Annotated in this window: 25 protein-coding genes; 19 read left to right on the forward strand and 6 right to left on the reverse strand. The window is 71.6% G+C overall.

Features of this window, described 5'->3' with window-relative positions; genetic code table 11:
- The first annotated feature begins 26 nt into the window (after positions 1-26).
- The 5 genes from aroH to der all read left to right on the forward strand — a co-directional run bounded on the left by aroH (position 27) and on the right by der (position 4,491).
- Positions 27-389, forward strand: coding sequence for a chorismate mutase (gene aroH / locus ACFYY2_RS10980; protein WP_388740168.1), 363 nt, complete (start codon positions 27-29; stop codon positions 387-389).
- Positions 386-1,471 carry a prephenate dehydrogenase gene (locus ACFYY2_RS10985; protein WP_388740171.1) on the forward strand — a complete coding sequence of 362 codons (1,086 nt, stop codon included), beginning with the start codon at positions 386-388 and terminating at the stop codon, positions 1,469-1,471. The genes aroH and ACFYY2_RS10985 overlap by 4 nt, the downstream gene beginning before the upstream one ends.
- A gap of 114 nt (positions 1,472-1,585) precedes the next feature.
- On the forward strand, positions 1,586-2,302 hold the full coding sequence (gene cmk / locus ACFYY2_RS10990; protein ID WP_388740174.1) for a (d)CMP kinase: 717 nt from the start codon (positions 1,586-1,588) through the stop codon (positions 2,300-2,302).
- Positions 2,299-2,958, forward strand: a complete 660-nt coding sequence (locus ACFYY2_RS10995) for a lysophospholipid acyltransferase family protein (RefSeq protein ID WP_388740177.1) — start codon at positions 2,299-2,301, stop codon at positions 2,956-2,958. Before cmk ends, ACFYY2_RS10995 begins: the two co-directional genes overlap by 4 nt.
- A gap of 63 nt (positions 2,959-3,021) precedes the next feature.
- Entirely contained in the window at positions 3,022-4,491 is a 1,470-nt protein-coding gene (gene der, locus ACFYY2_RS11000) for a ribosome biogenesis GTPase Der (protein ID WP_388740180.1), read from the forward strand.
- An 88-nt stretch (positions 4,492-4,579) separates the two neighbouring features.
- Here the strand turns inward: der and ACFYY2_RS11005 are convergent, their stop codons facing one another.
- Entirely contained in the window at positions 4,580-4,885 is a 306-nt protein-coding gene (locus ACFYY2_RS11005; RefSeq protein ID WP_388740183.1) for a hypothetical protein, read from the reverse strand.
- Between the two features lie 137 nt (positions 4,886-5,022).
- Positions 5,023-5,805, reverse strand: coding sequence for a hypothetical protein (locus tag ACFYY2_RS11010; protein WP_388740185.1), 783 nt, complete (start codon positions 5,803-5,805; stop codon positions 5,023-5,025).
- Positions 5,806-6,106: 301 nt separating this feature from the next.
- Here ACFYY2_RS11010 and ACFYY2_RS11015 point away from each other — a divergent pair, with 301 nt between their 5' ends.
- Together ACFYY2_RS11015 and ACFYY2_RS11020 are read left to right on the forward strand one after the other, a co-directional pair.
- Positions 6,107-7,387, forward strand: coding sequence for a glycosyltransferase family 4 protein (locus tag ACFYY2_RS11015; protein WP_388740188.1), 1,281 nt, complete (start codon positions 6,107-6,109; stop codon positions 7,385-7,387).
- Between the two features lie 427 nt (positions 7,388-7,814).
- Positions 7,815-8,030, forward strand: a complete 216-nt coding sequence (locus ACFYY2_RS11020) for an I78 family peptidase inhibitor (RefSeq protein WP_388740190.1) — start codon at positions 7,815-7,817, stop codon at positions 8,028-8,030.
- Between the two features lie 103 nt (positions 8,031-8,133).
- Here the strand turns inward: ACFYY2_RS11020 and ACFYY2_RS11025 are convergent, their stop codons facing one another.
- The gene (locus tag ACFYY2_RS11025; RefSeq protein ID WP_388740192.1) at positions 8,134-9,144 is read right to left on the reverse strand and encodes a phosphatase PAP2 family protein; all 1,011 of its coding nucleotides are present in this window, start codon (positions 9,142-9,144) and stop codon (positions 8,134-8,136) included.
- Between the two features lie 479 nt (positions 9,145-9,623).
- On the opposite strand from ACFYY2_RS11025, the gene ACFYY2_RS11030 reads away from it, so the two are divergent.
- Positions 9,624-11,345 (forward strand): MFS transporter, encoded by a 1,722-nt coding sequence (locus tag ACFYY2_RS11030; protein WP_388740194.1) that lies wholly within the window; start codon positions 9,624-9,626, stop codon positions 11,343-11,345.
- Between the two features lie 96 nt (positions 11,346-11,441).
- Positions 11,442-12,662: an acyl-CoA dehydrogenase family protein gene (locus tag ACFYY2_RS11035; protein WP_388740197.1), complete on the forward strand. Its 1,221-nt coding sequence runs from the start codon at positions 11,442-11,444 to the stop codon at positions 12,660-12,662.
- A 22-nt stretch (positions 12,663-12,684) separates the two neighbouring features.
- Here ACFYY2_RS11035 and ACFYY2_RS11040 read toward each other — a convergent pair whose 3' ends face one another.
- Positions 12,685-13,125 carry a cell division protein SepF gene (locus ACFYY2_RS11040; protein WP_388740199.1) on the reverse strand — a complete coding sequence of 147 codons (441 nt, stop codon included), beginning with the start codon at positions 13,123-13,125 and terminating at the stop codon, positions 12,685-12,687.
- Positions 13,126-13,434: 309 nt separating this feature from the next.
- On the opposite strand from ACFYY2_RS11040, the gene ACFYY2_RS11045 reads away from it, so the two are divergent.
- A complete protein-coding gene (locus ACFYY2_RS11045) occupies positions 13,435-14,637 on the forward strand; it encodes a DUF5685 family protein (protein WP_388740201.1) in 1,203 nt (400 codons plus the stop codon).
- A gap of 78 nt (positions 14,638-14,715) precedes the next feature.
- Here ACFYY2_RS11045 and ACFYY2_RS11050 read toward each other — a convergent pair whose 3' ends face one another.
- Positions 14,716-15,657 (reverse strand): ABC transporter substrate-binding protein, encoded by a 942-nt coding sequence (locus ACFYY2_RS11050; protein WP_388740203.1) that lies wholly within the window; start codon positions 15,655-15,657, stop codon positions 14,716-14,718.
- Between the two features lie 450 nt (positions 15,658-16,107).
- Here ACFYY2_RS11050 and ACFYY2_RS11055 point away from each other — a divergent pair, with 450 nt between their 5' ends.
- From ACFYY2_RS11055 to ACFYY2_RS11095, 9 genes are all read left to right on the forward strand, one after another.
- A complete protein-coding gene (locus tag ACFYY2_RS11055) occupies positions 16,108-16,980 on the forward strand; it encodes an amino acid ABC transporter permease (protein ID WP_388740205.1) in 873 nt (290 codons plus the stop codon).
- The gene (locus tag ACFYY2_RS11060; RefSeq protein ID WP_388740208.1) at positions 16,977-18,821 is read left to right on the forward strand and encodes an FAD/NAD(P)-binding protein; all 1,845 of its coding nucleotides are present in this window, start codon (positions 16,977-16,979) and stop codon (positions 18,819-18,821) included. The genes ACFYY2_RS11055 and ACFYY2_RS11060 overlap by 4 nt, the downstream gene beginning before the upstream one ends.
- Before the next feature lie 44 nt (positions 18,822-18,865).
- On the forward strand, positions 18,866-19,768 hold the full coding sequence (locus tag ACFYY2_RS11065) for an amino acid ABC transporter permease (protein WP_388740210.1): 903 nt from the start codon (positions 18,866-18,868) through the stop codon (positions 19,766-19,768).
- 32 nt (positions 19,769-19,800) lie between these two features.
- Positions 19,801-20,553: an amino acid ABC transporter ATP-binding protein gene (locus tag ACFYY2_RS11070; RefSeq protein ID WP_388741302.1), complete on the forward strand. Its 753-nt coding sequence runs from the start codon at positions 19,801-19,803 to the stop codon at positions 20,551-20,553.
- Positions 20,554-20,688: 135 nt separating this feature from the next.
- Positions 20,689-21,663, forward strand: coding sequence for an ABC transporter substrate-binding protein (locus ACFYY2_RS11075; protein ID WP_388740213.1), 975 nt, complete (start codon positions 20,689-20,691; stop codon positions 21,661-21,663).
- Between the two features lie 44 nt (positions 21,664-21,707).
- Positions 21,708-22,784 (forward strand): LLM class flavin-dependent oxidoreductase, encoded by a 1,077-nt coding sequence (locus ACFYY2_RS11080; protein WP_388740216.1) that lies wholly within the window; start codon positions 21,708-21,710, stop codon positions 22,782-22,784.
- Positions 22,781-24,070 carry an NtaA/DmoA family FMN-dependent monooxygenase gene (locus ACFYY2_RS11085; RefSeq protein WP_388740218.1) on the forward strand — a complete coding sequence of 430 codons (1,290 nt, stop codon included), beginning with the start codon at positions 22,781-22,783 and terminating at the stop codon, positions 24,068-24,070. The genes ACFYY2_RS11080 and ACFYY2_RS11085 overlap by 4 nt, the downstream gene beginning before the upstream one ends.
- 4 nt (positions 24,071-24,074) lie before the next feature.
- On the forward strand, positions 24,075-24,881 hold the full coding sequence (locus ACFYY2_RS11090; RefSeq protein WP_388740220.1) for a DUF1684 domain-containing protein: 807 nt from the start codon (positions 24,075-24,077) through the stop codon (positions 24,879-24,881).
- Positions 24,882-25,127: 246 nt separating this feature from the next.
- Complete coding sequence (locus ACFYY2_RS11095; RefSeq protein ID WP_388740223.1) at positions 25,128-25,607, forward strand: hypothetical protein; 480 nt, start codon at positions 25,128-25,130, stop codon at positions 25,605-25,607.
- 59 nt (positions 25,608-25,666) lie between these two features.
- Here ACFYY2_RS11095 and ACFYY2_RS11100 read toward each other — a convergent pair whose 3' ends face one another.
- Entirely contained in the window at positions 25,667-26,596 is a 930-nt protein-coding gene (locus ACFYY2_RS11100; protein WP_388740226.1) for a DUF4231 domain-containing protein, read from the reverse strand.
- Positions 26,597-26,816 lie beyond the last annotated feature (220 nt).

A 26,816-nucleotide genomic window follows, 5' to 3' on the forward strand; every position in this document is an offset into this window, starting at 1 on the left:
GCAGCACGAGCGACGAGGGGTACGACGTGGCGGTACGAGCGGTCCGTGGAGCCGTCCAGCTGGAGCGGGACGAAGCCGGTCACATGGCCGAGCGCGTGAGCGAGCTGCTCACCGCCGTCCTGGAGCGCAACCGGATCGTCGCCGACGACCTGATCAGCGTGTGGTTCACGGCCACCCCGGACCTGCACAGTGACTTCCCCGCGGCCGCCGCCCGGGGACTCGGCATCGTCGACGTACCGCTGATCTGCGCCCAGGAACTCGACATCGCCGGTGCCATGCCCCGGGTGGTCCGCATAATGGCCCACGTCGAGACGTATCTCTCCAAGGCGGAGATCAGCCACGTCTACCTCGGCGCCACCGGCGCCCTCCGCAAGGACATCGCCCAGTGAGAACCGCCCTCGTCATCGGAACCGGCCTCGTCGGGACCTCCGCCGCCCTCGCCCTCGCGGGACGCGGTGTCCAGGTGCACCTCGTCGACCGCGACCCCGCATCCGCGCACACGGCGGCCGCCCTCGGCGCCGGCACGGACGAGCCGCCCGAGGGGCCCGTCGACCTCGCCGTCGTCGCCGTGCCGCCCGCCCACACCGCCTCCGTGCTCGCCGCGGCGATGCGGGACGGGGCGGCCCGTGCCTACCTCGACGTCGCCAGCGTCAAGGGCGGACCGCGCCGCGAGCTGGAGGCGCTCGGCGTCGACCTCGCTCCGTACATCGGCACGCACCCCATGGCGGGCAAGGAGCGCTCCGGCCCCCTCGCCGCCACCGCCGACCTCTTCGAGGGGCGCCCCTGGGTCCTCACCCCGACCCGGGACACCGACACCGAGGTCCTCAACCTCGCCCTGGAGCTGGTGGCGCTCTGCCGGGCCGTTCCGGTCGTCATGGACGCAGACGCCCACGACCGTGCCGTCGCCCTGGTCTCCCACACCCCGCAGCTGATCTCCTCGATGGTCGCCGCCCGGCTGGAGGAGGCCGACGAGACGGCCGTCCGCCTGTGCGGGCAGGGGATCAGGGACGTCACCAGGATCGCCGCCTCCGACCCCCGGATGTGGGTGGAGATCCTCTCCGCCAACCCCGGCCCGGTCGCCGACGTGCTGGCCGGGGTCGCCACCGACCTGGAGGAGACGGTCCGGGCGCTGCGCGGTCTGCAGTCCGCCGACGAGGACAAGCGCCGCTCGGGCACCGAGGGCATCGAGGACGTCCTGCGGCGCGGTAACGCCGGCCGGGTCAGGGTGCCCGGCAAGCACGGAGCGGCTCCGGCGTCGTACGAGGTCGTGGCCGTGCTGATCAGCGACCGGCCCGGCGAGCTGGCCGCGATCTTCGCCGACGCGGGCCGTGCCGGGGTCAACATCGAGGACGTCCGTATCGAGCACGCCACCGGTCAGCAGGCCGGTCTGGTCCAGCTCATGGTCGAGCCGAGCGCGGCACCCTCGCTGAGCGCCGCACTCAGCGAACGCGGCTGGTCGATCAGGCCCTGAAGGACCCGGCGGACGGGCACCCGGCCACAGGGGTGCAAAGGCGCGTCGCGCACTCGGTAACCTTGGGGGGAGGCCTTTCCGTGGCCCGTTCGCCCGCCCCCGTGTACCAGGAAGGTGTCCACCACCGTGGAAACCGTAAGCGCCGCCGCCCGGACCGCTCCGGCCGCAGTGATCGTCGCCATCGACGGTCCCTCCGGCACGGGCAAGTCGAGCACCTCCAAGGCCGTCGCGGCGCAGCTCGGGCTGCGCTACCTGGACACCGGCGCCCAGTACCGCGCGATCACCTGGTGGATGCTGAACAACGGCATCGACGTCCGGGACGCGGCCGAGGTCGCCAGGGCCGCCGCCAAGCCGGTCATCGTCTCGGGCACGGACCCGGCCGCCCCGACGATCACCGTCGACGGCGAGGACGCCTCCGCCCCGATCCGCACTCAGGAGGTCACCTCCCAGGTCAGCGCCGTCAGCGCGGTGCCCGAGGTGCGTGCGCGGATCACCGGGCTGCAGCGTTCGATCGCGGCCGAGGCCGAGGGCGGCATCGTCGTGGAGGGCCGGGACATCGGCACCACCGTGCTGCCCGACGCCGACATCAAGATCTTCCTGACCGCCTCCCCCGAAGCGCGTGCGGCCCGCCGCAGCGGCGAGGTCAAGGGTTCCGACCTGGCGGCCACCCGGGAAGCCCTGATCAAGCGGGACGCCGCCGACTCCGGGCGCAAGACCTCGCCGCTGGCCAAGGCCGGGGACGCCGTCGAGGTGGACACCACCGAGCTGACCCTCGCGCAGGTCATCGAGTGTGTGGTCACTCTCGTCGGGGAGAAGCGGGCGGCGAAGTGACCGGAGCCACCGCCGCGCCCACGCCGCGTGGAGCGGCCGTCGGGCGCGGTATCGGCATCGGGCTCATGTACGGGCTGTTCAGACCCCGTGTGCTCGGCGCGTGGCGGGTTCCCGCCGCCGGACCCGTCATACTCGCGGTGAACCACGCGCACAACCTCGACGGGCCGATGCTGATGGGCACCGCGCCCAGGCCCGTCCACTTCCTGATCAAGAAGGAGGCGTTCGTCGGCCCCCTCGACCCGTTCCTGCGCGGAATCGGGCAGCTGAAGGTGGACCGCACGACCGTCGACCGCACCGCCATCACGCAGGCGCTCGGCGTGCTGGCCGACGGCGGGGCGCTCGGGATCTTCCCCGAGGGCACCCGGGGCGAAGGGGACTTCGCCTCCCTCCGCGCCGGACTCGCGTACTTCGCGGTCCGAGGCGGGGCGCCGATCGTCCCCGTCGCGGTCCTGGGAAGCACCGAGGGGCGCGGCCGGCTGATACCGGCGCTGCCGCCGCTGCGCAGCCGGGTCGACGTCGTCTTCGGCGACGCCTTCCTGGCCGGCGACGGAAGCGGGCGGCGGACCAGGAAGGCGCTGGACGAGGCGACGGCGCGCATCCAGTCCGAGCTGACCGCTCACCTGAGGAACGCCAGGCGTCTCACCGGACGCCTGTGACACTTGAGTAGTGGGCCGCGCGATCGTGGCCCATCGATGATGATGCAAAGAGGAACGGACTTCATGAACGACCAGATTCACTCCGACGGCTCGGACCACGAGCACGGAGCACTTGGCGACGCCGAGTACGCGGAGTTCATGGAGCTCGCCGCGCAGGAGGGGTTCGACCTCGAGGACGTCGAGGGCGCGATCGGTGAGGCCGGTCACGGACCGCTTCCCGTGCTCGCCGTCGTCGGCCGCCCGAACGTGGGCAAGTCGACCCTGGTGAACCGCATCCTCGGCCGCCGTGAGGCCGTCGTCCAGGACAAGCCGGGCGTCACCCGTGACCGGGTGACCTACGAGGCCGAGTGGGCGGGCCGCCGCTTCAAGCTCGTCGACACCGGCGGCTGGGAGCAGGACGTGCTGGGCCTCGACGCCTCCGTCGCCGCCCAGGCCGAGTACGCGATCTCGACCGCCGACGCCGTCGTCTTCGTGGTCGACGCCACCGTCGGCGCGACCGACACCGACGAGGCCGTCGTCAAGCTGCTGCGCCGGGCCAAGAAGCCCGTCGTCCTGTGCGCCAACAAGGTCGACGGACAGAGCGGCGAGGCGGATGCCACCGCGCTCTGGTCACTCGGTCTCGGCCAGCCCCACCCGGTGTCCTCCCTGCACGGGCGCGGCACCGGCGACATGCTCGACGCCGTGCTGGAAGCCCTTCCCGAGGCGCCGGCCCAGACCTTCGGCAACGCGATCGGGGGCCCGCGCCGCATCGCGCTCATCGGCCGTCCGAACGTCGGCAAGTCCTCGCTGCTGAACAAGGTCGCCAACGAGGACCGCGTCGTCGTCAACGAGCTCGCCGGCACCACCCGCGACCCGGTCGACGAACTGATCGAGCTCGGCGGCATCACCTGGAAGTTCATCGACACGGCAGGCATCCGCCGCAAGGTCCACCTCCAGGAGGGCGCGGACTACTACGCCTCGCTGCGTACCGCGGCCGCCGTTGAGAAGGCCGAGGTCGCCGTCATCCTGATCGACTCCAGCGAGTCGATCAGTGTCCAGGACCAGCGCATCGTCACCATGGCCGTGGAAGCGGGCCGTGCGATCGTGCTCGCCTTCAACAAGTGGGACACCCTCGACGAGGAGCGCCGCTACTACCTGGAGCGCGAGATCGAGACGGAGCTCGCGCAGGTCTCCTGGGCGCCCCGCGTCAACGTCTCGGCGGTGACCGGCCGCCACATGGAGAAGCTGGTCCCGGCGATCGAGACCGCGATCGAGGGCTGGGAGACCCGTGTCCCCACGGGCCGGCTGAACGCCTTCCTCGGTGAGATCGTCGCCTCCCACCCGCACCCCGTGCGCGGCGGCAAGCAGCCCCGCATCCTCTTCGGGACCCAGGCGGGCACCAAGCCGCCCCGCTTCGTGCTCTTCTCGTCCGGCTTCCTGGAGCACGGCTACCGCCGCTTCGTCGAGCGCCGGCTGCGCGAGGAGTTCGGCTTCGAGGGCACCCCGCTGCACATCTCCGTGCGCGTGCGCGAGAAGCGCGGCCGCAAGAAGTGAGCTGAGGGCTTCCCCGGCCCCCGACGGGCACACGACGAAGCCCCGGACCGCCCGCCCTCGCGGGAAGGTCCGGGGCTTCGTCGTGCCGTCACGCGTCCGTGGACCCCGGCGGCAACGCGGCCGGCCTGGCACGGCCCGCGTGCCGTCCCACGCGCTGCCAGGAGCCCGGGTTGGCGCCGCCCGCGCCATGACTTCCCTGGGCGTTCGCCGCCGTACGGCCGCTCAGCGGTGCACGGCTGCCGAACATCCCGATGCCGAACGTCCGGAAGCCGAGATTCTCCTCGCCGGTGCGGTCCCCCGGAAGCGCCCGGAACGATCGCCGGTACTCGGAGTACAGCGCGTCGTAGATCGGGGTGGGGGACTTGCCTCCCGAGGGTTCCTGCGACGGGCGCATGGCCGGGATCGGGGGCTGCTGGTGGCGAGAAGGGTCGTATGAGTGCACGTAGGTGCCAACGACCTCACCGCCCGTCGGATGCGGGCCGGACGGAGAAATCGCTGTTCGGCGGGCAGGGGAGAGCGGCGCGGACACGATCAGGTCCCGGCCAGCGGCATCGTCGCGGCGACCAGGAGCCCGTTGACCGCGGCCTTGTCCAGCGCGTCCCGGAGGAGGTCCTCGCGGGGCTGCTGGCCGATGGAGCCGGCGGGCGCGGCGAACACCAGGACGCTCCGCGACTTGCTCGCGGCCGTACGCCAGCCCTCGGTGACCTGCAGCGGCTGGTGCGCCTGCCACCAGGCGACCGGGTTGCCGCCGCCGGCGCCCGGCTGCAGCACGGCGTGCAGCTGACCCATCGCCAGGAGGACCGACCACCCGGGAAGGACGCCGGGGAGCTGGTTCAGGTCCGGGGTGGGCAGGAATCCCTGCTCCAGCAGCAGTTGCAGGAACTGGTCGCCGCCGCTGCCGTCCGTCCCGGGCCGGGCGATCGGACCGGTCGGTTCGACGACCAGCGCCGGGCGGAGGTCGTCCTCGATCAGGACGAGACCGCTGGTGATACCGAGGACGGCCTGTTCGGGCATGAGGCCCTCCGGATTCTGTGGCTCGCTGCCGGTGATGGACCGCACCGCTCCCTGCAACTGGTCCTCCGCGACCTGCACGACCTGCGAGGGGATGCAGGTCGCGTGGGCGAAGGCGAGCACGGCGGTCTCGTCACCGACGAACAGCACGGTGCTGGTGCGTTCCTGGTCGGAGTCGCCGGGGGTGCGGCAGGAAGTGCAGTCGTAACTGCCTGGGGCACTGTCGCCGACGAGCAGCCTGTCGGCTTCGGCATCGCCGATCTCGGCGCGTACGTCCTCGCTGACGTCGAGCATGCGCGGCACGGGTGGCTCCTCGAACTCGGGGCGTGGGCCGGGCGGTTCCCGGCTCATGAAGAGACAACGGCCGTAACGGTCCGGGGGTCACGCGCGAATCGGGAGATTGAGCGGCCGGACCGGCACGGTGGACGGGACGGAGCGGCGAGCGGCGGATCCGGAGCCGGGAGTCCCGTCACATGCCCCTCAGATGACGGCTGTTCGTTCGAATCGTCACGAGTCTGTACGACTCCTGTGCGAGTCCTGTGTTCTCGTCTGACGCCGCGTAAGGTCCGAAGCCGACCAGTCGATCAGGGGACACGACGACGCAATGCACCTTTCGTTTCTGCTTCACAACGCGTACGGCATCGGGGGAACGATCCGTACGACCTTCACGCTCGCCAGAACCCTGGCCGAGCAGCACGACGTCGAGATCGTCTCCGTCTTCCGCCACCGGGACGACCCGGTGCTCGGCGCGCCCGCCGGTGTCCGGATGAGCCATCTCGTCGACCTCCGCAAGTCGAGCGCGGACTACGAGGGGGACGTCGCCGACCACGCCGTACCCGCCTCGGTCTTCCCCCGCGGCGACAGCAGGTACCGGCAGTACAGCCGGCTCACCGACAGGCGCATCGCCGCCCACCTCGGAGCCCTGGAATCCGACGTCGTGGTCGGTACGCGCCCGGGCCTCAACATCCACATCAGCAGGCAGGCGCGCCGGGGCCCGGTCCGCGTCGCACAGGAGCACCTCACCCTGGAGAGCCACGGCTACCGGCTGCGCCGTGAGATAAGGCACCGCTACGGACTGTTCGACGCGCTGACCACGGTCACCGAGGCCGACGCCCGGGACTACCGCAGCAGCTTCCGGCTGCCCGGTGTCAGGATCGAGGCCATCCCGAACAGCGTTCCCGAACCGGACGGACCCCCCGCCGACTGCGACGCGAAGTGGATCGTGGCGGCGGGACGCCTGCACCGAGTCAAGCGCTACGACGTCCTGATCCGTGCCTTCGCCGAGGTGGCGGCCGCCCGTCCCGAATGGCGGCTGAGGATCTACGGCGCCGGTGACGCGTCCGGGAACGAGCGGCAGCCGCTGCGCGCACTGGTCGACGAGCTCGGGCTCGCCGAGCGCGTGTTCCTGATGGGCTCGGTCGACCCGATGGAGGCGGAGTGGCCCAAGGGCTCCATCGCGGCCGTCACGTCGGAGCGCGAGTCCTTCGGGATGACCATCGTCGAGGCGATGCGCTGCGGGGTGCCGGTCGTGGCCACGGACTGCCCCCACGGACCCGCCGAGATCATCGAGGACGGCACCGACGGCCGCCTGGTGCCGCCGGGCGACACGGCGGCCTTCGCCAAGGCCCTCCTCGGTCTGGTCGACGACCACGGTCTGCGGCAGCGGATGGGCCGGGCCGCCCGCGCGTCCGCCGCCCGGTTCGATCCCGGGATCATCGCGGAGCGGCACGAACGGCTCTTCGCCGATCTGGCCGCGCGCGGTGCGGGCGGCCGCTCGCGCGGTGCGCTGCGCACCGCGCTCCAGCGTTCCAGGGGTGATGTCATGGACGGGGCGTACGCGCTGCGCCACAAGGCGGCGGACGTGATCCGCAGGGGCCGGAACTGAGGGCTGTCCCGGAGGCCCCCGGGCGCCGGCGTTCGCCGGACTGTTCCATTCCGGATGGCGCCGGGGGCCGTCTTGCCCGGAGGCTCTCCGCGGGGGAGGGGCGCCGCCGAGTAAGCCCCGTATAAGGGGTCGTGAATTCCGGGTGGCGCGGTCGTGTATTCACCTTTTCCTCGGCACGGGAATGCGGAGATCGCATGGGATTCGTCCTGCGTGCAATTGGGCACGGCGGAGAGGGAGCCGCATAGTGCGAAGGCTTCGCAATTACGGTTCGTCGCAGCCCGTCCGCCCGTTCGGATGAACTGGTCCGGCGTAAACCGTCGTGGGGATCCTGTGACACAAGCGTGACCGTCGAGGGACATCGGGGTGCGCCGGTGCCGGGATGTGCGCCCGCTTCCGTCACGCTGCGACGCGGCCTACGGTGAGGGGTATGGCACCTCTACCCCACGCTTCCGCCCAGCCCGACGACAACCCCGAGTCCTACGTCGGCCTCGCCGCCGAGGCCGCCGACCAGCAGGCCAGAGCGCGCGGCTGGAGTACCGTCCGGGCCCTCCCGCCGGGCACGGTCATCACCATGGAGTTCCGGAGCGGCCGCATCAACTTCGAGGTCGAGGACGCGACGGTGACCCGCTGCTGGGTGGGCTGAAGCCCGTCCCGCGGGAGACCGTGCGTGAGTGTGAGTGAGGGCCCCGGCGATGCCGGGGCCCTCACTCACACTCACGCACGGTCTCTGCCGCCGTCCCCGCAGGTCAGGGGGACACCGTCCCGCCTGTGACGGGACGGGACGGGGTGGTGGCGCCGCGCGGCGCGCGGTCCGCGTGCGGCGGGCGGCGTGAGCCGCCCGGGGTCGGCGGCGTCCGCTCGGAGCGCACGGGGTGCGCCCTCGCCCGGGCCGCCCCCGGATGGCCGGCCGGGCCCGCCTGGCTCTTGGCCGGCTCCTGGGCGCCTTCGCCGACGCTGAGGGACTGCGGCAGGAGGACGACCGGTCCGGGACCCACGGGGATCGCCGGAACGGTCTCCCGGAGCCCGCGCCGGGACCGCAACTGCTCGCGCACCGACAGGATCCACGCCTCGGTACGCGTGATCAGCGGCTCGAACCACGGCAGAGCCAGCAGGATCAGCAGGCCGGCCGCCCAGCCCAGCAGGACGTCGCTCAGCCAGTGGGTACCGATGTAGACCGTGGTGAGCCCCACGCCCAGGGAGACGAACGCCGACACGGCCGACAGGTAGCGCCTGGCGCGCGGCGTGGTGGCCAGGTAGGCGAGGATTCCCCAGGTCACGACGGCGTTGGCGGTGTGTCCGGACGGAAATATATCGCCGCCGGCGAAGAGCTCGGCGGAGCCGATCCGGGTCGCGTAGTGGGGCCCCAGACGCCCGAGGCCGAGCTTGACCGCGCCCACCGTCACGTTGAGCAGCAGCAGGGACGTGCCCAGCGTCAGCAGGGGACGCAGCGTGTGCTGGCGCCAGGAGCGCCAGCCGAGCCAGGCCGCGACCATCACGGCCGTGGGGCCGCGCTGCCCGAGCACGACGTAGTAGTCGAGGAACGCGTGGAGTCCGGGCCACTGCTGATACGGCCGGAACAGCATGACCTTCCAGTCGAGGGCCACCAGCCACGACGAGGCGAGCACGGCGAAGACGATGGCGAGATAGAACGCCAAAGTCCCGCCGAAGAGAGCGATGCGGTGACGGCTCATCCGCGGGATCTCTGTCGTCGGCGGTTCCGGCTCCCGGTCCAGACGGGCAAAGATGTCGGTACGCACGCAATGGACGTTACAGCGAGTGAGTGTGCGATCCGGCCGATCCCGCGTCTTTGTGATGACGATGTGATGTGGACTTCGTCTCAGTCGGGTATCCATTCCCGGCTCTCCACGGAATCTCCCGGACTCCTCCCACTATTCGCATGCGGCGCTATTCGCAGAAATGTTTGAGCGTCGATGAAATGGCGCAGGACAGCTCGCTCGCGCATGCGTGAAGGTATTCGGGGCAGGCACCCGACGGCCCGGCGCCGCACCGCGGACCGGCGGGCGCGGCGGCGCGGAGGACGCCCCGGAGGCCGGAAGTCAAGTGGCGTACGCCACACTCCATGGCTCACGAACGTATGAGGTGCACCACGTGTGACCACGGAGAACTCGCGTACGCTGGCGCCCACTCGCCCGTCGATGCCGGGCCTGGGGGATGCCGGAAGCCGGATCCCCAGCGGTCTGCCGAGCGCGAGGGACTCATTGTGGGAGGTACGTACATGACCGGGACGTCCACAGCCGTGAGCAGGCTGCGCGCTGCGGCCGACGGTGCCAACCGCTGGGTCGTGCTGGTCGTCCTCTGTTTCAGTCTGCTGCTGGTCGCGCTGGACGCGACCGTGCTGCACGTCGCCGTCCCCGCCGTCACCGAGGACCTGCGGCCGAGCGCCGTCGGGCTGCTGTGGATCGTGGACGCCTACCCGCTCGTCTGCGCCTCGCTCCTGATCCTCTTCGGCACTCTGGGTGACCGGATCGGCAGACGCCGGGTCCTCCTGATCGGCTACGCGCTGTTCGGAGTCGCCTCCGCACTGGCGGCGACCGCCGACTCGCAGGGCATGCTGATCGCCGCCCGCGCCCTGCTCGGCGTCGGCGGCGCGATGATCATGCCCGCCACCCTGTCGATACTCCGCCAGGTCTTCCCCGACCGGCGGGAGCGGGCCCTCGCCATCGGGGTGTGGACCGCGGTGGCCGCGGTGGGCGCCGCGGCCGGACCCGTCATCGGCGGATTCCTCGTCGAGCACTACTGGTGGGGCTCGGTCTTCCTGATCAACATCCCGCTCATGGCGCTGATCCTCCCGCTGGGGCGCTGGCTGCTGCCCGAGTCGCGCGGCGGGGACGACGGTCCCTGGGACGTGCTCGGCGCGCTGATGGCCGCGGCCGGAGTGCTCGGTGTCGTCCTCGGGATCAAGAGGATCGGCGGCGGCGAGGGACTGGTGGACCCCGCCACCCTCGTGCCCCTGTTCATCGGCGCCGCCCTGGTCGTCCTCTTCGTGCGCAGGCAGAAGCGCCGTACGCACCCGCTGATCGACATCTCCATGTTCGCCCGGCCCGCGTTCACCACCTCGGTCGGCTGCATCGTGCTGGCCATGCTCGCCCTGGTCGGCCTCGAGCTCATCGCCGTGCAGTACCTCCAGCTGGTCCTCGGGCTCAGCCCGCTGGAGACCGGCCTGCGGCTGCTCCCGCTCACCTTCGCGGCGATGGCGGCGGGCGCCACCGGTTCGTACACCCTGCGCAGGGTCGGCCCGCGCCGGATGGTCGGCTGGGGCTTCGTGCTCACGGCGGCCTCGGTGCTCCTGCTGACCCTGATGGGCGGGCACGACCGGCCCGCGCTGCTCACGGCGGCCTTCGTGCTGCTGGGCTTCGGGCTGCAGTCCACGCTCTTCGGGGCGTACGAGTCCATGCTGAGCGAGGCCCCCGCCGAACGGGCCGGGGGAGCGGCCGCGATCGGCGAGACGTCGTACCAGCTGGGGGCCGGCCTGGGGATCGCCCTGCTCGGCAGCGTCATGAACGCCGCCTACACCCCCGGCCTCTCCCGGCTCCACGAGCAGGGGGTGCCCGCGTCGGCCGGATCGGCCGCCTCGCACTCGCTCGGCGAGGCCTACCAGGTCGCGGGGCGGCTCGGCGGCCCCATGGGGGAACTGCTGCGGGACACGGCGCGGCACGCCTTCGTGCACGGGCTGCACGTCACGCTCCTCGTGAGCGCCGGTCTGCTGCTGCTCGGGGCCCTGGCGGCGCTGCGTCTGCCGCGGGTGATGGACTGCTCCACCGCGCCGGAGTCCCGCCGGGAGCCGTACGCCGCCGTACCGGAGCAGGCCGCCGCGGCCGGCGGTCCGGGCCGCGAGCCGGGGCCGCGCGAGGTGCCGGCCGGGCGGCGGCGCGGGCCGGCGCTGCCCGCACGGCGCGAACCCGCCGAGGCGGCGGGCTCTGGACGGGCCGCACGCTGAGCCGTAACGTCGGCAGGGCGTCCTAAATGAGCACTGCTAGTTTCAGTACCGTGGCGCGTCCGTTTCCGTACCGTGCGAGCCGCCGGAGGCACCCTGATGTCCACCACCGAGTCCGCGAAGCCGTCGAAGCTGCCCCCCTTCGACCCGCGCGACCCCCTCGGCATCGACGATCTCCTCGACCCGGAGGACCTCGCGATCCGGGACACCGTGCGCACCTGGGCCGGCGAGCGGGTCCTCCCGCACATCGCCGAGTGGTACGAGAGCGGAGAGCTGCCCGGCATCCGTGAGCTGGCCCGGGAGCTGGGTTCGCTCGGCGCGCTGGGCATGTCCCTGCAGGGATACGGCTGCGCGGGAGCGAGCGCCGTCCAGTACGGCCTGGCCTGTCTTGAGCTGGAGGCAGCGGACAGCGGGATCCGCTCCCTGGTATCGGTCCAGGGCTCCCTAGCGATGTACGCCATCCACCGCTTCGGCTCCGAGGAGCAGAAGCAGCGGTGGCTGCCCGGCATGGCCGCGGGCGAGACCATCGGCTGCTTCGGCCTGACCGAGCCCGACCACGGCTCGGACCCCGCCGGGATGCGCACCCACGCCAAGCGTGACGGCACGGACTGGATCCTGACCGGACGCAAGATGTGGATCACCAACGGCTCGGTCGCGGGGGTGGCCGTCGTGTGGGCGCAGACCGACGAGGCGAGCGGCGGCGCGGGCATCCGCGGGTTCGTCGTGCCGACGGACAGCCCCGGTTTCTCCGCGCCCGAGATCAGGCACAAGTGGTCACTGCGCGCCTCCGTCACCAGCGAGCTGGTCCTCGACGAGGTGCGGCTGCCCGCCGACGCGGTCCTGCCCGGGGCGGCCGGACTGCGTGGACCGCTCAGCTGTCTCGGTCACGCCCGCTACGGCATCGTCTGGGGATCCATGGGCGCGGCGCGCGCGAGCTTCGAGGCCGCGCTGGACTACGCGAGGTCCCGCGAGCAGTTCGGCAGGCCGATCGGCGGATTCCAGCTCACGCAGGCCAAGCTCGCGGACATGGCCCTGGAACTCCACAAGGGGATCCTGCTCGCCCACCATCTGGGCCGTCGGATGGACGCGGGCAGGCTCCGCCCGGAGCAGGTCAGTTTCGGAAAACTCAACAACGTGCGAGAGGCGATCGAGATCTGCCGCACCTCGCGGACGGTCCTCGGCGCCAACGGGATCTCCCTGGAGTACCCGGTCATGCGTCACGCGACGAACCTGGAGTCGGTGCTCACCTACGAGGGAACCGTGGAGATGCACCAGCTCGTGCTGGGCAAGGCGCTCACCGGCCTGGACGCTTTCCGGTAGGACTCCCCGGCGAGCGCCCTGCTCAGCTCTGGTTGAAGAAGCCGTCGGCCGGCCGGCCGGCGGCTTCGCCGTTCACCACCTGGGTGTGGGCGGGGGTCAGCAGGAAGACCCGGGTCGCCACGCGCTCGATCGAGCCGCGGAGTCCGAAGGTCAGTCCCGCCGCGAAGTCCACGACGCGCTTCGCGTCGGTGGGGTCCATGGCCGTCAGGTTGACGATCACCGGTACGCCGTCCCGGAAGAGCTCACCGATGCCCCGCGCGTCCCGGAAGCTGTCCGGGGTGACGGTGGCGATCCGGCGGCCCGTGTCCTCGGCCTTGTCCGACGCGACCTGAACGCGCGGGTCGGTCACCCAGGGCTGGTTCGTGCCGGTATCGCCGTCCTCGGTGTACTCGTCGTCGTAGTACCGCTCGTCGTTGTCCTCCACGAGGCCCAGCCAGGCACTTGCCTTGCGCACCGATCCCATGGACGCCTCCTCTCACCGCGGTTCTCTGGTGTTCCGCATCTCTTTCCTATCCCTATGGTCGTCCATGATGCGGATACAGCGCCAAGGGGATAGTCGGCGCGCAGGCGATTCGTGACGCTACTGGTGCAGATCATGTGGCGATTCGTCAGGGTTCCTACCGCATAAGTAGGGTTGCGGAAGGAAAATATGACGCTCCCGTCCGTACGGGTGACATGGAGTACGTACGGGTGAACGGATCACTCGATACGATGCACGCCGCGCAGCCGCACGAGTGCGGCGCGTCAGGTGAACGGCTCCCGGGGGATCGTCGTGTTCGGAATCGTGAGGCCCTGTACCCATCGGCTCTCCGAGGGGCTCAGGACGGAGTGGATGGCGCATCTCTGCGGGCTGTGCCTCGCTCTGCGTGCCGACCACGGGCAGTTCGCCCGGATCGTCACGAACTACGACGGCCTGATCGTCTCGGTCCTGACGGAGGCTCAGTCCGCCCGGGACGGCGGGCGGAGGCGCACGGCGGGACCCTGCCCGCTGCGCTCGATGCGGACCGCCCCGGTGGCCCGGGGCGAAGGGGCCAGGCTCGCCGCCGCCGTGTCGCTGGTCCTGGCCTCCGCCAAGGTCCGTGACCATGTGGCCGACCGGGACGGTCTGTTGAAGCGGCGCCCCGTCGCGGCCGCCGCACGCCGGGTCGCCGCAGGCTGGGACAGGGCGGGCGCGCGCACGGGCGCCGAGCTCGGCTTCGACACCGCCGTGCTGGTCGACGCCGTCGACCGGCAGACCGGGATCGAGTCCCTCGCCGGGCCCGGCACCCCTCTGCTGACGGTCACCGAACCCACCGAGACGGCCACCGCCGCGGCCTTCGCGCACACCGCCGTGCTCGCAGGAAAGCCGGGTAACGCCGCGCCGCTCGCCGAGGCCGGGCGTCTCTTCGGCCGGCTCGCCCATCTGCTGGACGCCGTGGAGGACCGGGAAGCAGACGCCGCGTCAGAAGCCTGGAACCCGCTCACCGCGACCGGCACACCGCTCACCGAGGCCCGCCGGCTGTGCGACGACGCCCTCCACGGCGTGCGGCTCGCGCTGCGGGACGCGGAATTCACCGACGCCACGCTCGCGCACGTGCTGCTGGTCCACGAGCTGCGGCGCTCCGTCGACCGGGCCTTCGGCTCCGCGTCGTGCACCCACCAGGAGGGCGGGACGCCGGCCGGATCGTTCGGCCCGCCCCCCGGGAACCCGTACGCCCCGGCCCCCGGAGGCCCGCCCGGCCCGCCGCTCCCTCCCGAGCCGCCTCGCAACCGGCGGGGTCTCGTCGCCGGCTGCCTGGTCTGGGCCGGCCTCGCCTGCACCTGCCAGTTGTGCTGCGCCGGCAGTTTCCACGACCCCTGGAGCGGCCGGGAGCGTGAAGGGCTCTGCCACAAGGCCGACTGCTGCGACTGGTGCGAGGGGTGCGGGGAGGGCTGCAACTGCTGCGGGAACTGCTGCAGCTGCTGCGAGGGCTGCGACTGCGGGTGCGACTGCTGAGACGGGGGCGCCGGGCCGGTGCGCCGGAGCGGGCCCGGAAGCCCGCCGGCACCCGCCCGCCGTCCCGTCCCCGCCGCCTCACCGGATCTCGGGCGGCGAGATCCGGGACGACTCGATGGCCGACTCCCCGGTGCCCCACTTCTTCAGGATGCGGTCGTAGGTCCCGTCCTTCTTGAGGCTGTTGACCGCGGCCTGGAACGCGGGCGCCAGCGGGGTGCCCTTCTTGAAGGCGAACCCGACGTCCAGCCGCTTGAACTCGTTGAGGAACCGCAGCCCCTCCTGCTGCGACACGGCGTACCGCAGCCCGTTGATCGTGCTCATCAGGACGTCGCTGCGGCCCTGCTGGAGCGAGATCCAGACGGCTGCCTGATCCGCGTACGTCCTGACCTCGTACGGTTTCTCCCCCGCGTCTGCGCACACGTGCTTGTTCTCCTCCAGTGTGGCCTCGAAGGTGGTCCCGGCGCCGGTGCCGACCGTCAGGCCGCACAGCTGGGACAGGTCGGTGACCTTCTTGAGCTCACTGTCGTCACGGACGGCGAAGCCCTGACCGTCGTTGATGTACGTCACGAAGTCGATCGTCCGGCGGCGCTCGTCCGTCACCCCGAAGTTGCCCGTGCCCAGGTCGTACTTCCCGCTGCCGAGCGCGGGCAGGATCGCCTCGAACGAGGCCACCTCCCGCTTCAGCTTCAGCCCGAGCTTCTTCGCCACCGCGTCCGCGAAGTCGATGTCCGCGCCGGCGAGCGTCTTCCCGTCCTCCAGGTAGAACGCCCCGGGCGGGGCCCCGATGCTGGACGCCAGGGAGAGGGTGCCCGAGTCGCGCACCTTCCCGGGGAGCAGCTTCGCCGCCGCCTCGTCCTTCCTCACCGACGACACCACGTCCGTGACGGGGACCTTCCCCTTGCCCGCGGCCTTCGCCCCCGCCGCCGGCGAGGCGGCGGGGCCACCCGACCCGCAGGCGGTGAGTGAGAGGGCGGCCACGGTGATCAGTGCGAAGGCAGCGGTGTGCCTGTTTCTGGGCATGACGGAGTTTCTCCGGGTTCGTCGACCGCGCTCCGTGGCATGGGCGGCACGGAGCGTCGCGGCGGGAGATCAGCGATACGAGGGGAGGGCGGAGCGGAGTTGTGCACGCGAAGGAACGCTGCGGAAAGAGCTCGGACGCCGCAGGGGGCGCGAGCGGAAGCAGGGGAGACGCAGGGGGGTCAGCTCAACAGGAACAGGACCACACACGACCGAAGTCGATGTGGGAGCGGGTGACCAGCCACAGCTGCGGATACATGGCCCAAGTGGAACAGGCATCCGGGTGCGCGTCAACTGCCGTGAGACGTACGGCTCATACTGTGGACAGGCTTGACAACAGGCCCCGGATGACGCTTTTCTCAGGAACGGACCGGCGCTGAGGGGCCCGGTCCACGTTGTGTTCGCGCTGAAGGCACGCCCCGTGTTCGATCTCTGCATCCACGGAGCCTTCGCATGTCCGCGCAGACAGACAGCCCTCCCTCCTCGCCCGCCGCGCCGCCCCGCAAGGACGACCACGCCGGGGCCACGGTCCCGCGCATCGTCCCCGTACGCCGAACAGGGCAGTGGACAGCGGCCGTCGTGGTCCTGGCTCTCCTCGCCGGCGTCCTCGTGTCCGTCGTCCGCAACGACGCCTTCCAGTGGGACGTCGTCGGTGACCACCTCACGACCGGCTCCGTGCTGCGGGGCCTCGGACTGACCCTGTGGCTGACCGGCCTGGTGATGGTGCTCGGCTTCGTCCTCGGCACCCTTCTCGCCGTGTTCAGGCTCTCGGGCAACCCGGTCCTGCGGGGCGTCAGCTGGGGCTACATCTGGCTGTTCAGGTCCACACCGATCCTGGTGCAGCTGCTCTTCTGGTTCAACATCGGCGCCCTCTACCCGCAGATCCTCGGCGTGGACACGGTCAACCTGCTCGGTCCCGTCGCCGTCGCCGTCATCGGACTCACCCTCCACGAGGCCGCGTACGCCGCCGAAGTGGTCCGCGGCGGAATCCTCTCCGTCGAGCCCGGCCAGATCGAGGCCGCCCAGTCGCTGGGCCTCGGGCCCTGGCGCCGGCTCCGCCGGATCGTGCTGCCGCAGGCCATGCGCTCCATCGTCCCGCCCGCCGGGAACATGCTGATCGGGACGCTCAAGGGCACCTCGATCGTCAGCATCATCGCCGTACAGGACCTGCTCTACTCGGTGCAGCTCGTCTACCACCGCACCTACGAGGTCATCCCGCTCCTGCTGGTCGCCACCCTCTGGTACGTCGCCGTCACCTCGCTGCTGTCCGTCGGCCAGCACTACGTCGAACGCCACTACGCGCGCGGCACGGCGGGTGCACGATGAGCCGTACACCCGTCCTGGCCGTCATAGGCGGCGGACCGCGCGGCACCGGAGTCCTCGAACGCATCGCCGCCAACGCGGCGGAGCTGTACGGCGACCGGCCCCTGGACATCCACCTCGTCGACCCGTATCCGCCCGGCGGCGGCCGGATCTGGCGCGAGGACCAGTCCCCGCTGCTCTGGATGAACTCCATGGCCGAGGACGTCACCATGTACACCGACGACACGGTCCCGCTCGACGGCCCCGTGCGCCCCGGGCCGGCCCTCCACACCTGGGCCGCCGACGTGCGCGACGGGCGGACCGCCGTCGGAGCCGCCCCCGGGATCCTGGAGGAGATCCGCCGCCTGGGGGACCAGGACTTCCCCAGCCGGCGCCTGCAGAGCGCCTACCTGCGCTGGGTGTACGAGCAGGCGGTCGCCGCACTCCCGCCGGGCATCACCGTCCACGAGCACACCGGCCTCGCACACCGCGTCTCGGGACCCCGTGACGGCCGGCAGCGCGTCTGGATCGAAGGGCACGCCGAACCGGTCGACGCCGACCTGGTCGTCCTCACCGTCGGGCACCTCGACGCGGAACCGGACGGCGAGCAGAGCGCGCTGGCCGCGTTCGCCGCGCGGCACGGCCTCGTGCACCTGCCGCCGGACTTCACCGCCGACACCGACCTGACGGCCCTGCCCGCCGGGGAACCCGTCATCGTGCGCGGCTTCGGCCTCGCCTTCATCGACCTGATGGTGCTGCTCACCGAGGGCAGGGGCGGACGCCACGAGGACGGGGTCTACGTGCCCTCCGGGCGGGAACCCGTCCTGTACGTCGGATCACGGCGCGGTGTCCCGTACCACTCCAAGATCGGCTACACCTGGCAGGGCGAACGCCCGCCCCTGCCACGCCACTTCGGGCCGGAGCAGCTGACGGAGGCCCTGAACCGCCCCGGCCCCGCGGACTTCCGCCGCGACCTGTGGCCGCTGATCGCCAGGGAGCTCGGCCACGCGCACTACCACCGGCTGTTCACCGCCCACCCCGAACGCACCGCCGTCGGCCTCGCCGACTTCGAGGAGAAGTACGCGGTCGCGGATCCCGGCAGCCCCGAACTCGCCGCCCTCGTCGCGTCCGCCGTACCCGACCCGGCGGACCGGCTCGACCTGGACGCCCTCGACCGGCCGCTCGACGGGGTGCGCCACGCCTCGTACGACACCTTGCAGGACACCCTGCGCGACTACATCACCGCCGACCTCGCACGCCGCCACGACCCCCGGCACAGCCCCGACCTCGCGGTGTTCCTCGGACTGCTCTCCGCCTACGCGCAGCTGACCCGGCTGGGCGGCGACACGGGAAGCCACTGGCACGGCTTCTTCAGCTACCTCGCCTCGGGCCCGCCCGGGCAGCGCCTGCGCGAACTCCTCGCCCTCTCACGGGCCGGGATCGTGCGCTTCCTCGGCGCGGGGACGACCGTCGAGACCGACGAGGCACGGGGCGTCTTCCGGGCCCGCAGCGCCACCGTGCCCGGCGCGTCCACCGAGGCCCGCGCCCTCGTCGAGGCCAGACTGCCCGACCCGTCGCTGCGCAGCACCCGCAGCACCCTGCTGAGCGGCCTGTACGCGGACGGGGCCGCCGGCACCGAATCGGGACTCCTCGCCGTCGACCCCGCCGACAGCCGGATCCTGGACCGCGACGGCCGCCCGCACCCCCGCCGCTTCGCGCTCGGCCCCTACACCACCGCACGCTCCAGCGGCGCCTTCACCCGGCCGCGCACCGGCGGGCCGGCCTTCCGGCAGAACGACGCCACGGCCCGTACGGCCCTCGCGTTCCTGCGCGACCTCTCCTGTCGGGACCTCCGCACCGCCTGAACGCGCGTCCCCTTTCCGCACACGTCGCAGAAGGAACCCACACCATGTCGCTGACCAGCGATCCACCCGTCGACAGCCCCGCCGGGGCCGGCCCAGGAAAAGAGGCGGCCGCGCTCGAATACGCGGCTCTGAAAGTCGTCCCCGTGCGCCACCCCTGGCGCTGGGCCGCCGTCGTCGTGACCGCCGTCCTGCTCGCCCAGTTCGTGAACGGGCTGATCACCAACCCCGGCTGGGAATGGGACGTCTTCGCCCGCTTCGTCACCACCGAGACCATCCTGCACGCCGTCTGGATCACCCTCCAGCTCACCTTCTACGGCACCGTGATCGGCTTCGCGCTGGGCATCGTCCTGGCCTTCATGCGGCTGTCCGCCAGCCCGTTCCTCAGGGCGGTCGCGTACGCGTACATCTGGGCGTTCCGCTCGATCCCGCTCATCGTCCAGCTGCTGTTCTGGTTCAACCTCGCCTACCTCTACAAGGAGCTCCGGTTCGGCATCCCCTTCGGGCCCGGATTCGTCTCCTTCGACACCATGAACCTCGTCGGTGCGATGAGTGCCGCCGTGCTGGGGCTCGCGCTGCACCAGGCCGCCTACGCCGCGGAGATCGTCCGCGGCGGAGTGCTCGCCGTGGACGGCGGTCAGCTGGAGGCCGCCGCGGCGCTCGGCATCCCACGGCTGCGGCAGCTGCGGCGGATCGTGCTGCCGCAGGCGATGCGCTCCATCCTGCCCAACGCCGCCAACGAGATCATCTCCCTCTTCAAGGGCACCTCGATCGTCTCCGTCATGGCGATCGGCGAACTCTTCTACCAGGTCCAGGTCGTCTACGGACGCAACGGCCGGGTCGTGCCGCTGCTCATGGTCGCCACGGTCTGGTACATCCTCCTGACCACCGCCCTCTCCGTCCTCCAGCACTACGTCGAACGTCACTACGCCAAGGGGGCCGTGCGATGAGCGCACCCGTCGGGACCACCGGCAGCGAAGCCATGGTCGAGATCCACTCCGTGCACAAGAGCTTCGGCCCCCTCGAAGTGCTCAGGGGCATCGACCTGTCCGTACGCGCGGGGGAGGTGACCGTCGTCCTCGGCCCCTCCGGCTCGGGGAAGTCCACCCTGCTGCGCACGATCAACCACCTGGAGAAGGTCGACCGGGGCTGGATCAGCGTCGACGGAACCCTGGTCGGCTACCGCAGGTCCGGCGACAAGCTGTACGAACTGCGCGAGCGCGAGGTCCTGCGCCAGCGCACCCGGATCGGCTTCGTCTTCCAGAACTTCAACCTCTTCCCGCACCTCACCGTCCTGGAGAACGTCATCGAGGCCCCCGTCGCCGCGCTCGGCCGGCCACGGAAGGAAGCCGTCGCGGCGGCGGAGCGGCTGCTGGCACGCGTCGGGCTCGCCGACAAGGCCGGGTCCTATCCCAAGCAGCTCTCCGGCGGACAGCAGCAACGGGTCGCGATCGCCCGCGCCCTCGCCCTGGAACCGAAGCTCCTCCTCTTCGACGAGCCGACCTCGGCACTGGACCCCGAACTCGTCGGCGAGGTCCTCGACGTCATCAAGGACCTCGCCCACGGCGGCACCACGATGATCGTCGTCACGCACGAGATCGGCTTCGCCCGCGAGGTCGCCGACACCGTCGTCTTCATGGACGAGGGGCGGATCGTCGAACAGGGCCCGCCCGCCGACGTACTCGACCGCCCGGTCCGGGAACGCACCCGCGCCTTCCTCTCCAAGGTCCTCTGAACCGTGGAGCGGCAGGCCGTGCACCCGAGAACCGCGTCCCCGGGATCGCCGTCCCCGGGCGCCGCGCCCGCGAGGGGCCTTTCCCCGAACGTCACTTCCCCGAACGTCACGTCCCCGCAGTCAAGGAGCAGCCACGTGTCCGTCCCCCGCACCCTCACCACCGCCCTCGCCACCCTGACCGCCGCGGGGCTGCTCACCGCCTGCGGCGCCAGCGACGCCACCGAGGACGTGATCCGTCCCAAGGGCCAGAAGGACACCGGCATCAACATCGGTCCCGACCAGAACCGCATCAGGGGCAAGAAGGTGGACGCCCTCGCGGCCGAGGTGCCGGCCGCCGTCCGGAAGCGGGGCACGCTGCGCTTCGGCGCGAGCGCCGACGCCTCGCCGCCGCTCGGCTTCTACGCGACGGACGACAGGACCCGGATCGGCAGCGAGATCGACCTGGCCACCCTCATCGCCGACACCCTCGGTCTGAAGCCCGAGTTCGAGGAGGTCTCCTGGGAGAACCTCTTCGTCGGCCTCGACAGCGCGAAGTTCGACGGAGTCCTGTCCAACGTCACGGTGACCGAGGAGCGCAAGGAGAAGTACGACTTCGCCACCTACCGCCTCGACAACATCGCCTTCGAGGCGAAGAAGGGATCGGGCTGGAAGGTGAAGGGCCCGGCCGACGTCGCCGGGAAGACGGTCTCCGTCGCCTCCGGCACCAACCAGGAGAAGATCCTCGTCGACTGGAACGAACAGAACGTCAGGGCCGGACGCGAGCCGGTGGACATCAAGTACTTCCAGAAGGACACCGACTACTACCTGGCCCTCCAGTCGGGGCGCATCGACGCCTACCTCGGGCCGAGCCCCTCCGCCAACTACCACGTCGCCTCGGCGGGTCAGTCCGAGATCATCGGCACGCTCTCGGGCGGTGGCGACGGTGTCCAGGGGAAGATCGCCGCCACCACGAAGAAGGACAGCGGGCTGGTCAAGGCCTACGGGGCCGCGATCGACCACATCATCCAGGACGGTTCGTACGCCGAGGTGCTGGGGCGCTGGGGCCTGTCCAACGAGGCCGTCGAGAAGTCCGAGATCAACCCGCCCGGCCTCCCCAGGACCAAGAGCTGACGCCCGGCCTCCCCACGACCGAGACCCGATTCCGAGAGGTCCGCATGTCCGCCACCAGGCCACTCCACCTCGCCGCCGAGATCGGCGGCCCGCCCCGCTACGACGCCGGCAGCCACGTCGCGCTCGCCCGCCTCGCCGAGCAGGGCGCCCTCGACTACGTCACCCTCGACGACTCCTTCGCCCGCCCGGGCCCCGACGCGCTCGCCGTACTGGCGCGCGTCGCCCCCGCCACCAGCCGGATCGGTCTCGTGCCGACCGTCACCACCACGCACACCGAGCCCTTCCACGTCTCGTCCGCCGTCGCCACCCTCGACTGGGTCAGCAAGGGCCGCGCGGGCTGGCAGGCCGACGTGTCCACGACCGAGGCCGAGGCGAGGCTGTTCGGCCGACGCTCCGCCGCACCCGCCGCCGAGCTGTGGGAGGAGGCCGGCGAGGTCGCCGACGTCGGGGCCAGGCTGTGGGACAGCTGGGAGGACGACGCGGAGATCCGCGACGTCACCACCGGCCGCTTCGTCGACCGGGACAAGCTGCACTACGTCGACTTCGAGGGCCGCACCTTCTCCGTCCGGGGTCCGGCCATCGTGCCCCGGCCACCGCAGGGACACCCCGTGACCGTCATCGACGGCACGAGCGGCGCGGCGAGGGAGCCCGCCGCCCGGCACGCCGACGTCGTACACATCCGGGCGACCTCGCCCGAGCAGGCCGGAGCCCTCGCCGACGACCTGCGGCGCAGGGCCGCCGCCCACGGGCGCGACCCCGCAACCCTGCGGGTCCTGGTCGCGCTCACCGTCGACCTCGGGGACGCGGAGACGGCACCCGAACCGGGGCTGGAGAGCGGTCCGCGACTGGCCGGGCGGGGGACCTACTTCCGGGGCGGGCCGGTCGACCTCGCCGAACTCGTCGCCCAGTGGCACCGGGGCGGAGCCGTCGACGGGTTCCACCTCACACCGATCGCCCCGGAGCGCGATCTGGAGCGGATCGTCAACGGGACCGTGGCCCTGCTCCAGCACCGCAGCCTCTTCCGCACCTTCCACCCGGGCGGCACCCTCCGCGAGCACCTCGGCCTGGCCCGGCCGGCCGGCCGTTTCGCAGCCGCGAGCACCTCGGAGCCGCGCTCATGAAGCAGATGCACCTCGCCGCCCACTTCCCGGGCGTCAACAGCACCACGGTGTGGACCGACCCCCGCTCCCGCAGCCAGATCGACTTCAGTTCCTTCGAGCACCTGGCCAGGACGGCGGAGCGCGGCAGGTTCGACTTCTTCTTCCTGGCCGAGGGGCTTCGTCTGCGCGAGCACAACGGCCGGATCCACGACCTGGACGTGGTGGGCCGCCCCGAGTCCCTCACCGTCCTGAGCGCGCTGGCCGCCGTAACGGACCGGCTGGGGCTCGCCGCCACGGTCAACGCCACCTTCAACGAGCCCTACGAACTGGCCCGCCGACTGGCCACGCTCGACCACATCAGCGCCGGGCGCGCCGCGTGGAACGTGGTGACCTCCTCCGACGCCTTCACCGGCGAGAACTTCCGCCGGGGCGGCTATCTCGACCGCGCCGACCGGTACTCCCGGGCCGCCGAGTTCGTGGCGACCGCGCGGGAGCTGTGGGACTCCTGGACGCCGGACGGCACGTCGCGGCCGTTCGCCCACTCCGGTCCGCAGTTCGACATCGCCGGGGAGTTCACCGTCCCCCGCTCACCCCAGGGGCACCCGGTCGTCATCCAGGCGGGGGACTCGGGCGAGGGCCGGGAGTTCGCCGCCTCCACCGCCGACGTCATCTTCACCCGGCACGGCACCCTGGAGGCCGGCCGGACGTTCTACGCCGACGTCAAGGGACGCCTGGCGAAGTACGGCAGGCAGCCCGAGGACCTGAAGATCATGCCCGGTGTCACCGTCGTGCTCGGCGACACCGACGCGGAGGCCCAGCACAACGCCGTGGAGATCCGCACCCAGCAGGTCTCGCCGCAGAACGCCATCCTCGCCCTCGAACAGGTCTGGGGCCGCGACCTCTCCGCCTACGATCCCGACGGCCCCCTCCCCGACATCGATCCGGACCCCGGGTCGAGCCTGGTCCAGGGCCGGGTGAGGGTCGCGGACCCCCTCGCGGTGGCCGCGAGGTGGCGCGCGCTCTCGGAGGCCAAGGGGCTCTCGATCCGGCGTACGGTCATCGAGTCCACGGCCCGGCAGTCCTTCATCGGCTCACCGGAGACGGTCGCCGCCGAACTCGCGAGGTTCGTCGCCGCCGACGCGGCCGACGGCTTCATCCTCGTACCGCATCTCACCCCGGGCGGCCTCGACGGCTTCGTCGACCAGGTCGTCCCGCTCCTCCAGGAACGCGGAGCCTTCCGCTCCGAATACTCCGGCTCCACGCTGAGGTCGCACCTCGGCCTGGCCGAGCCGGTATGGAAAGGTTGACCGCATGAGCACGGACGCACAGCAGGACAGCGAGGAGTTCCACGCCTGGCAGCGCTGGCACGAGGGCCGCATCGTCGCGGTGGCCGCGCCGCACGGACCTCTCTCCCTCACCGGCACCCACTGGCTCGCCGACCACCCGGAGGGCCGCATTCCGGCCGTTCCCGGACAGTGGATCGAGGACGGCGACGAGGTGGTGCTCACCGCCGGCCCCGAGGACACGCTGACGGTCGACGGGAAACCGTTCACCGGCGAGGTCCGCCTGGACGCCGACCGCGGCGCCATCGACACGTCGAGGGTGGCCCGGGGCGAGCGCCGACTGGTCGTGCTACGCCGCGAAGGGCTCTGGGCGGTCCGGGACTTCGACCCGCTCTCGCCCGCCAGGCACGCCTTCCGGAGCATCGACGCGACCCCGTACGACCCGCGGTGGTCACTGGACGGCACCTTCAGGCCCTACGCCGCAGAGAAGAACATCAGGGTCGGGAACGCCGACGGGCGTGAGCGGGGGCTGGGCCTCTCGGGCGAGATCGCCTTCACCGTGGACGGAACCGAGCACACCCTCCAGGTGGCGGTCGAACCGGACGGCTCGCTCTGGGCCGTCTTCGCCGACACCACCAGCGGCACGAGCAGTTACCGCTTCCGTTTCCTGCGGCCCGAGGCGCCGGCCGGGGACGGCACGGTACGAGTCGACTTCAACCGCGCACTGCTGCCGCCGTGCGCCTTCGCGGACCACTTCATCTGCCCCTTCCCGCCGCCCGGCAACACGCTCCCCGTGGCCGTACCGGCGGGGGAGCGGAACCGCATCGACGGCTGATCCGTACCCCTTCCAGCCGGTCACCGAGGCGCTCAGTGCCTGCGGGGTGAGCGTGTTCCGACCCGGCCGGGCACCGCCGCACTCCCGTGAGCCCCTGCCGAATCCCCGGCGGGGGCTCCCGTTCGGCCGGGAGCCTTTGAGAGGATGACGGTACGGTCGGTCGCATTGGCATCACGGGGGCGGAGGCTGTGCGCTCCGGAGGTGTGCCCTCCGGAACCCCCGCAGACACCAGGGGGTTCCAGGTCCGTGAAACGCATCGGAGTGACCGGTCACCGCTCCATCCCCCCGGAGGTCCACGCCCATGTGCTGGAGGGCCTGAGAGCGGCGCTCTGCGGTCACGAAGGTTCCCTCGAAGCCCTTTCCAGCCTGGCGGTCGGGGCCGACCAGCTCTTCGCCGACATCGCACTGGCCCACGGCGCCGAGCTGACCGTGGTCATCCCCAGCGGGGACTACGAGGAGGGCTTCGCCGACCGGGCCGAACTCACGCGCTACCGGGCTCTGAAGGCGCGTGCCGCGCGCGAGGTACGGCTGGACTTCCCGCACTCCACCGACGAGGCCTACTACGCGGCGGGTGCGTACATCGCCGACCACTGCGACCGGCTGCTCGCGGTCTGGGACGGCCTCCCGGCACGCGGGCTCGGCGGCACGGGCGACATCGTGACGTACGCCCGGGCGCTCGGCCGGCCGGTCACCGTCATCTGGCGGGACGGCGTGGAGCGCGGGTGAGGCGTGTGCCGGCCGGCACGGGACCGTGACCGGGGGCGGTGTCACGTCCGGTGGCGGCGTCACGTCCGGTGTCGGACCAGCCAGTCCGTGTGTTCGGGGGAGACGATCCGCTCGGTCTCGAAGACCGCCGCGGCCCAGTGCCGCTCGGTGAGGGTCGTCTCCATCGCGGCCTGCATGTTCTCCAGGTCCTCCTCCACCAGGGAGTGCGCCGAGACGAGAGGGTGATGCCGCCTCATCTCGTTCCAGGCGAGACAGGCGGCGGCAGCGGCGGAGAACGACCCGGTCAGGGCGAAGGAGTCGGCTCTGCCGAACGCCTGGAGCACGGCGAGTACCAGCGCGGGGAGCGTCAGCAGGGCGATGGTGCTCGACCAGACGAGCGCGCCGCGCCGCGACACCTGCATGCGCCTGCGGTACCAGCGCCGCTGCTCGATCAGCCGGTCCCGGACGTACGTCTCCTTGCGCACGGTGAACGCCTTGTCGCGTAACTCCCGCATGGACGCGGTGATGAGCCCGCCCCCGGAGTCGGCCATCCGCTCCCGGGGGTCGTCCCAGCCGACCTTCCGCAACTCCTGGAGCCCCTCCTCCAGCCGGCTGGCGAACACCGCCTCCGGGTGCTGGATGCCGCTGTCGAAGGGGGAGCCGTGGACGGCGTAGCGCCAGCAGTTGGACTTGATGAACTCCGCTGCGGAGCGGTTGAGTTGCCAGTGCGACTTTGCTTTGCGGCGAGAGGCGAGGAAGGTCGTGATCAGGACACCCGTGTAGGCCGACACCGCCAGCAGATCCAGGAGCTGGAACGAGCCACCGACCTGTGCGTGCCAGGGCAGCGCGGCGGGCACGGTGCCCAGGACGAGAAGGAACAACTGCGCGCGGGTGCTGTTGACCGCCTCCCGCTGGCGCGCGACGGCGACGGCGTCCGTGTGGTGGAAGAGCGCGGGCAGGTCGGCGCTCCTGAAGACCATGCTCTGCAGCGGTCCGGGAATCGCTGTCATGTTCACCCCCGTCGGCAGTTACGGCTCACGTGCGGGTCGTGCGGCCGGGGCCGGCTGCCGGGCCGGGACCGACGGTGCTGCCCGGGGCTCTGAGGGTGCGCGGCCGCCTGCCGGGGCCACGAGAGTAGGTCGCGCCTCCGTCGACGGCAATGGCGCCTCGGTGGCGCACGGAGGCACGGAGGCCTCCGGGGGACACTCTCGTGCGATGCGCACTCCTGTG

This window comes from Streptomyces sp. NPDC001822 (assembly GCF_042892135.1).
In the GTDB taxonomy this organism is placed as follows: domain Bacteria; phylum Actinomycetota; class Actinomycetes; order Streptomycetales; family Streptomycetaceae; genus Streptomyces.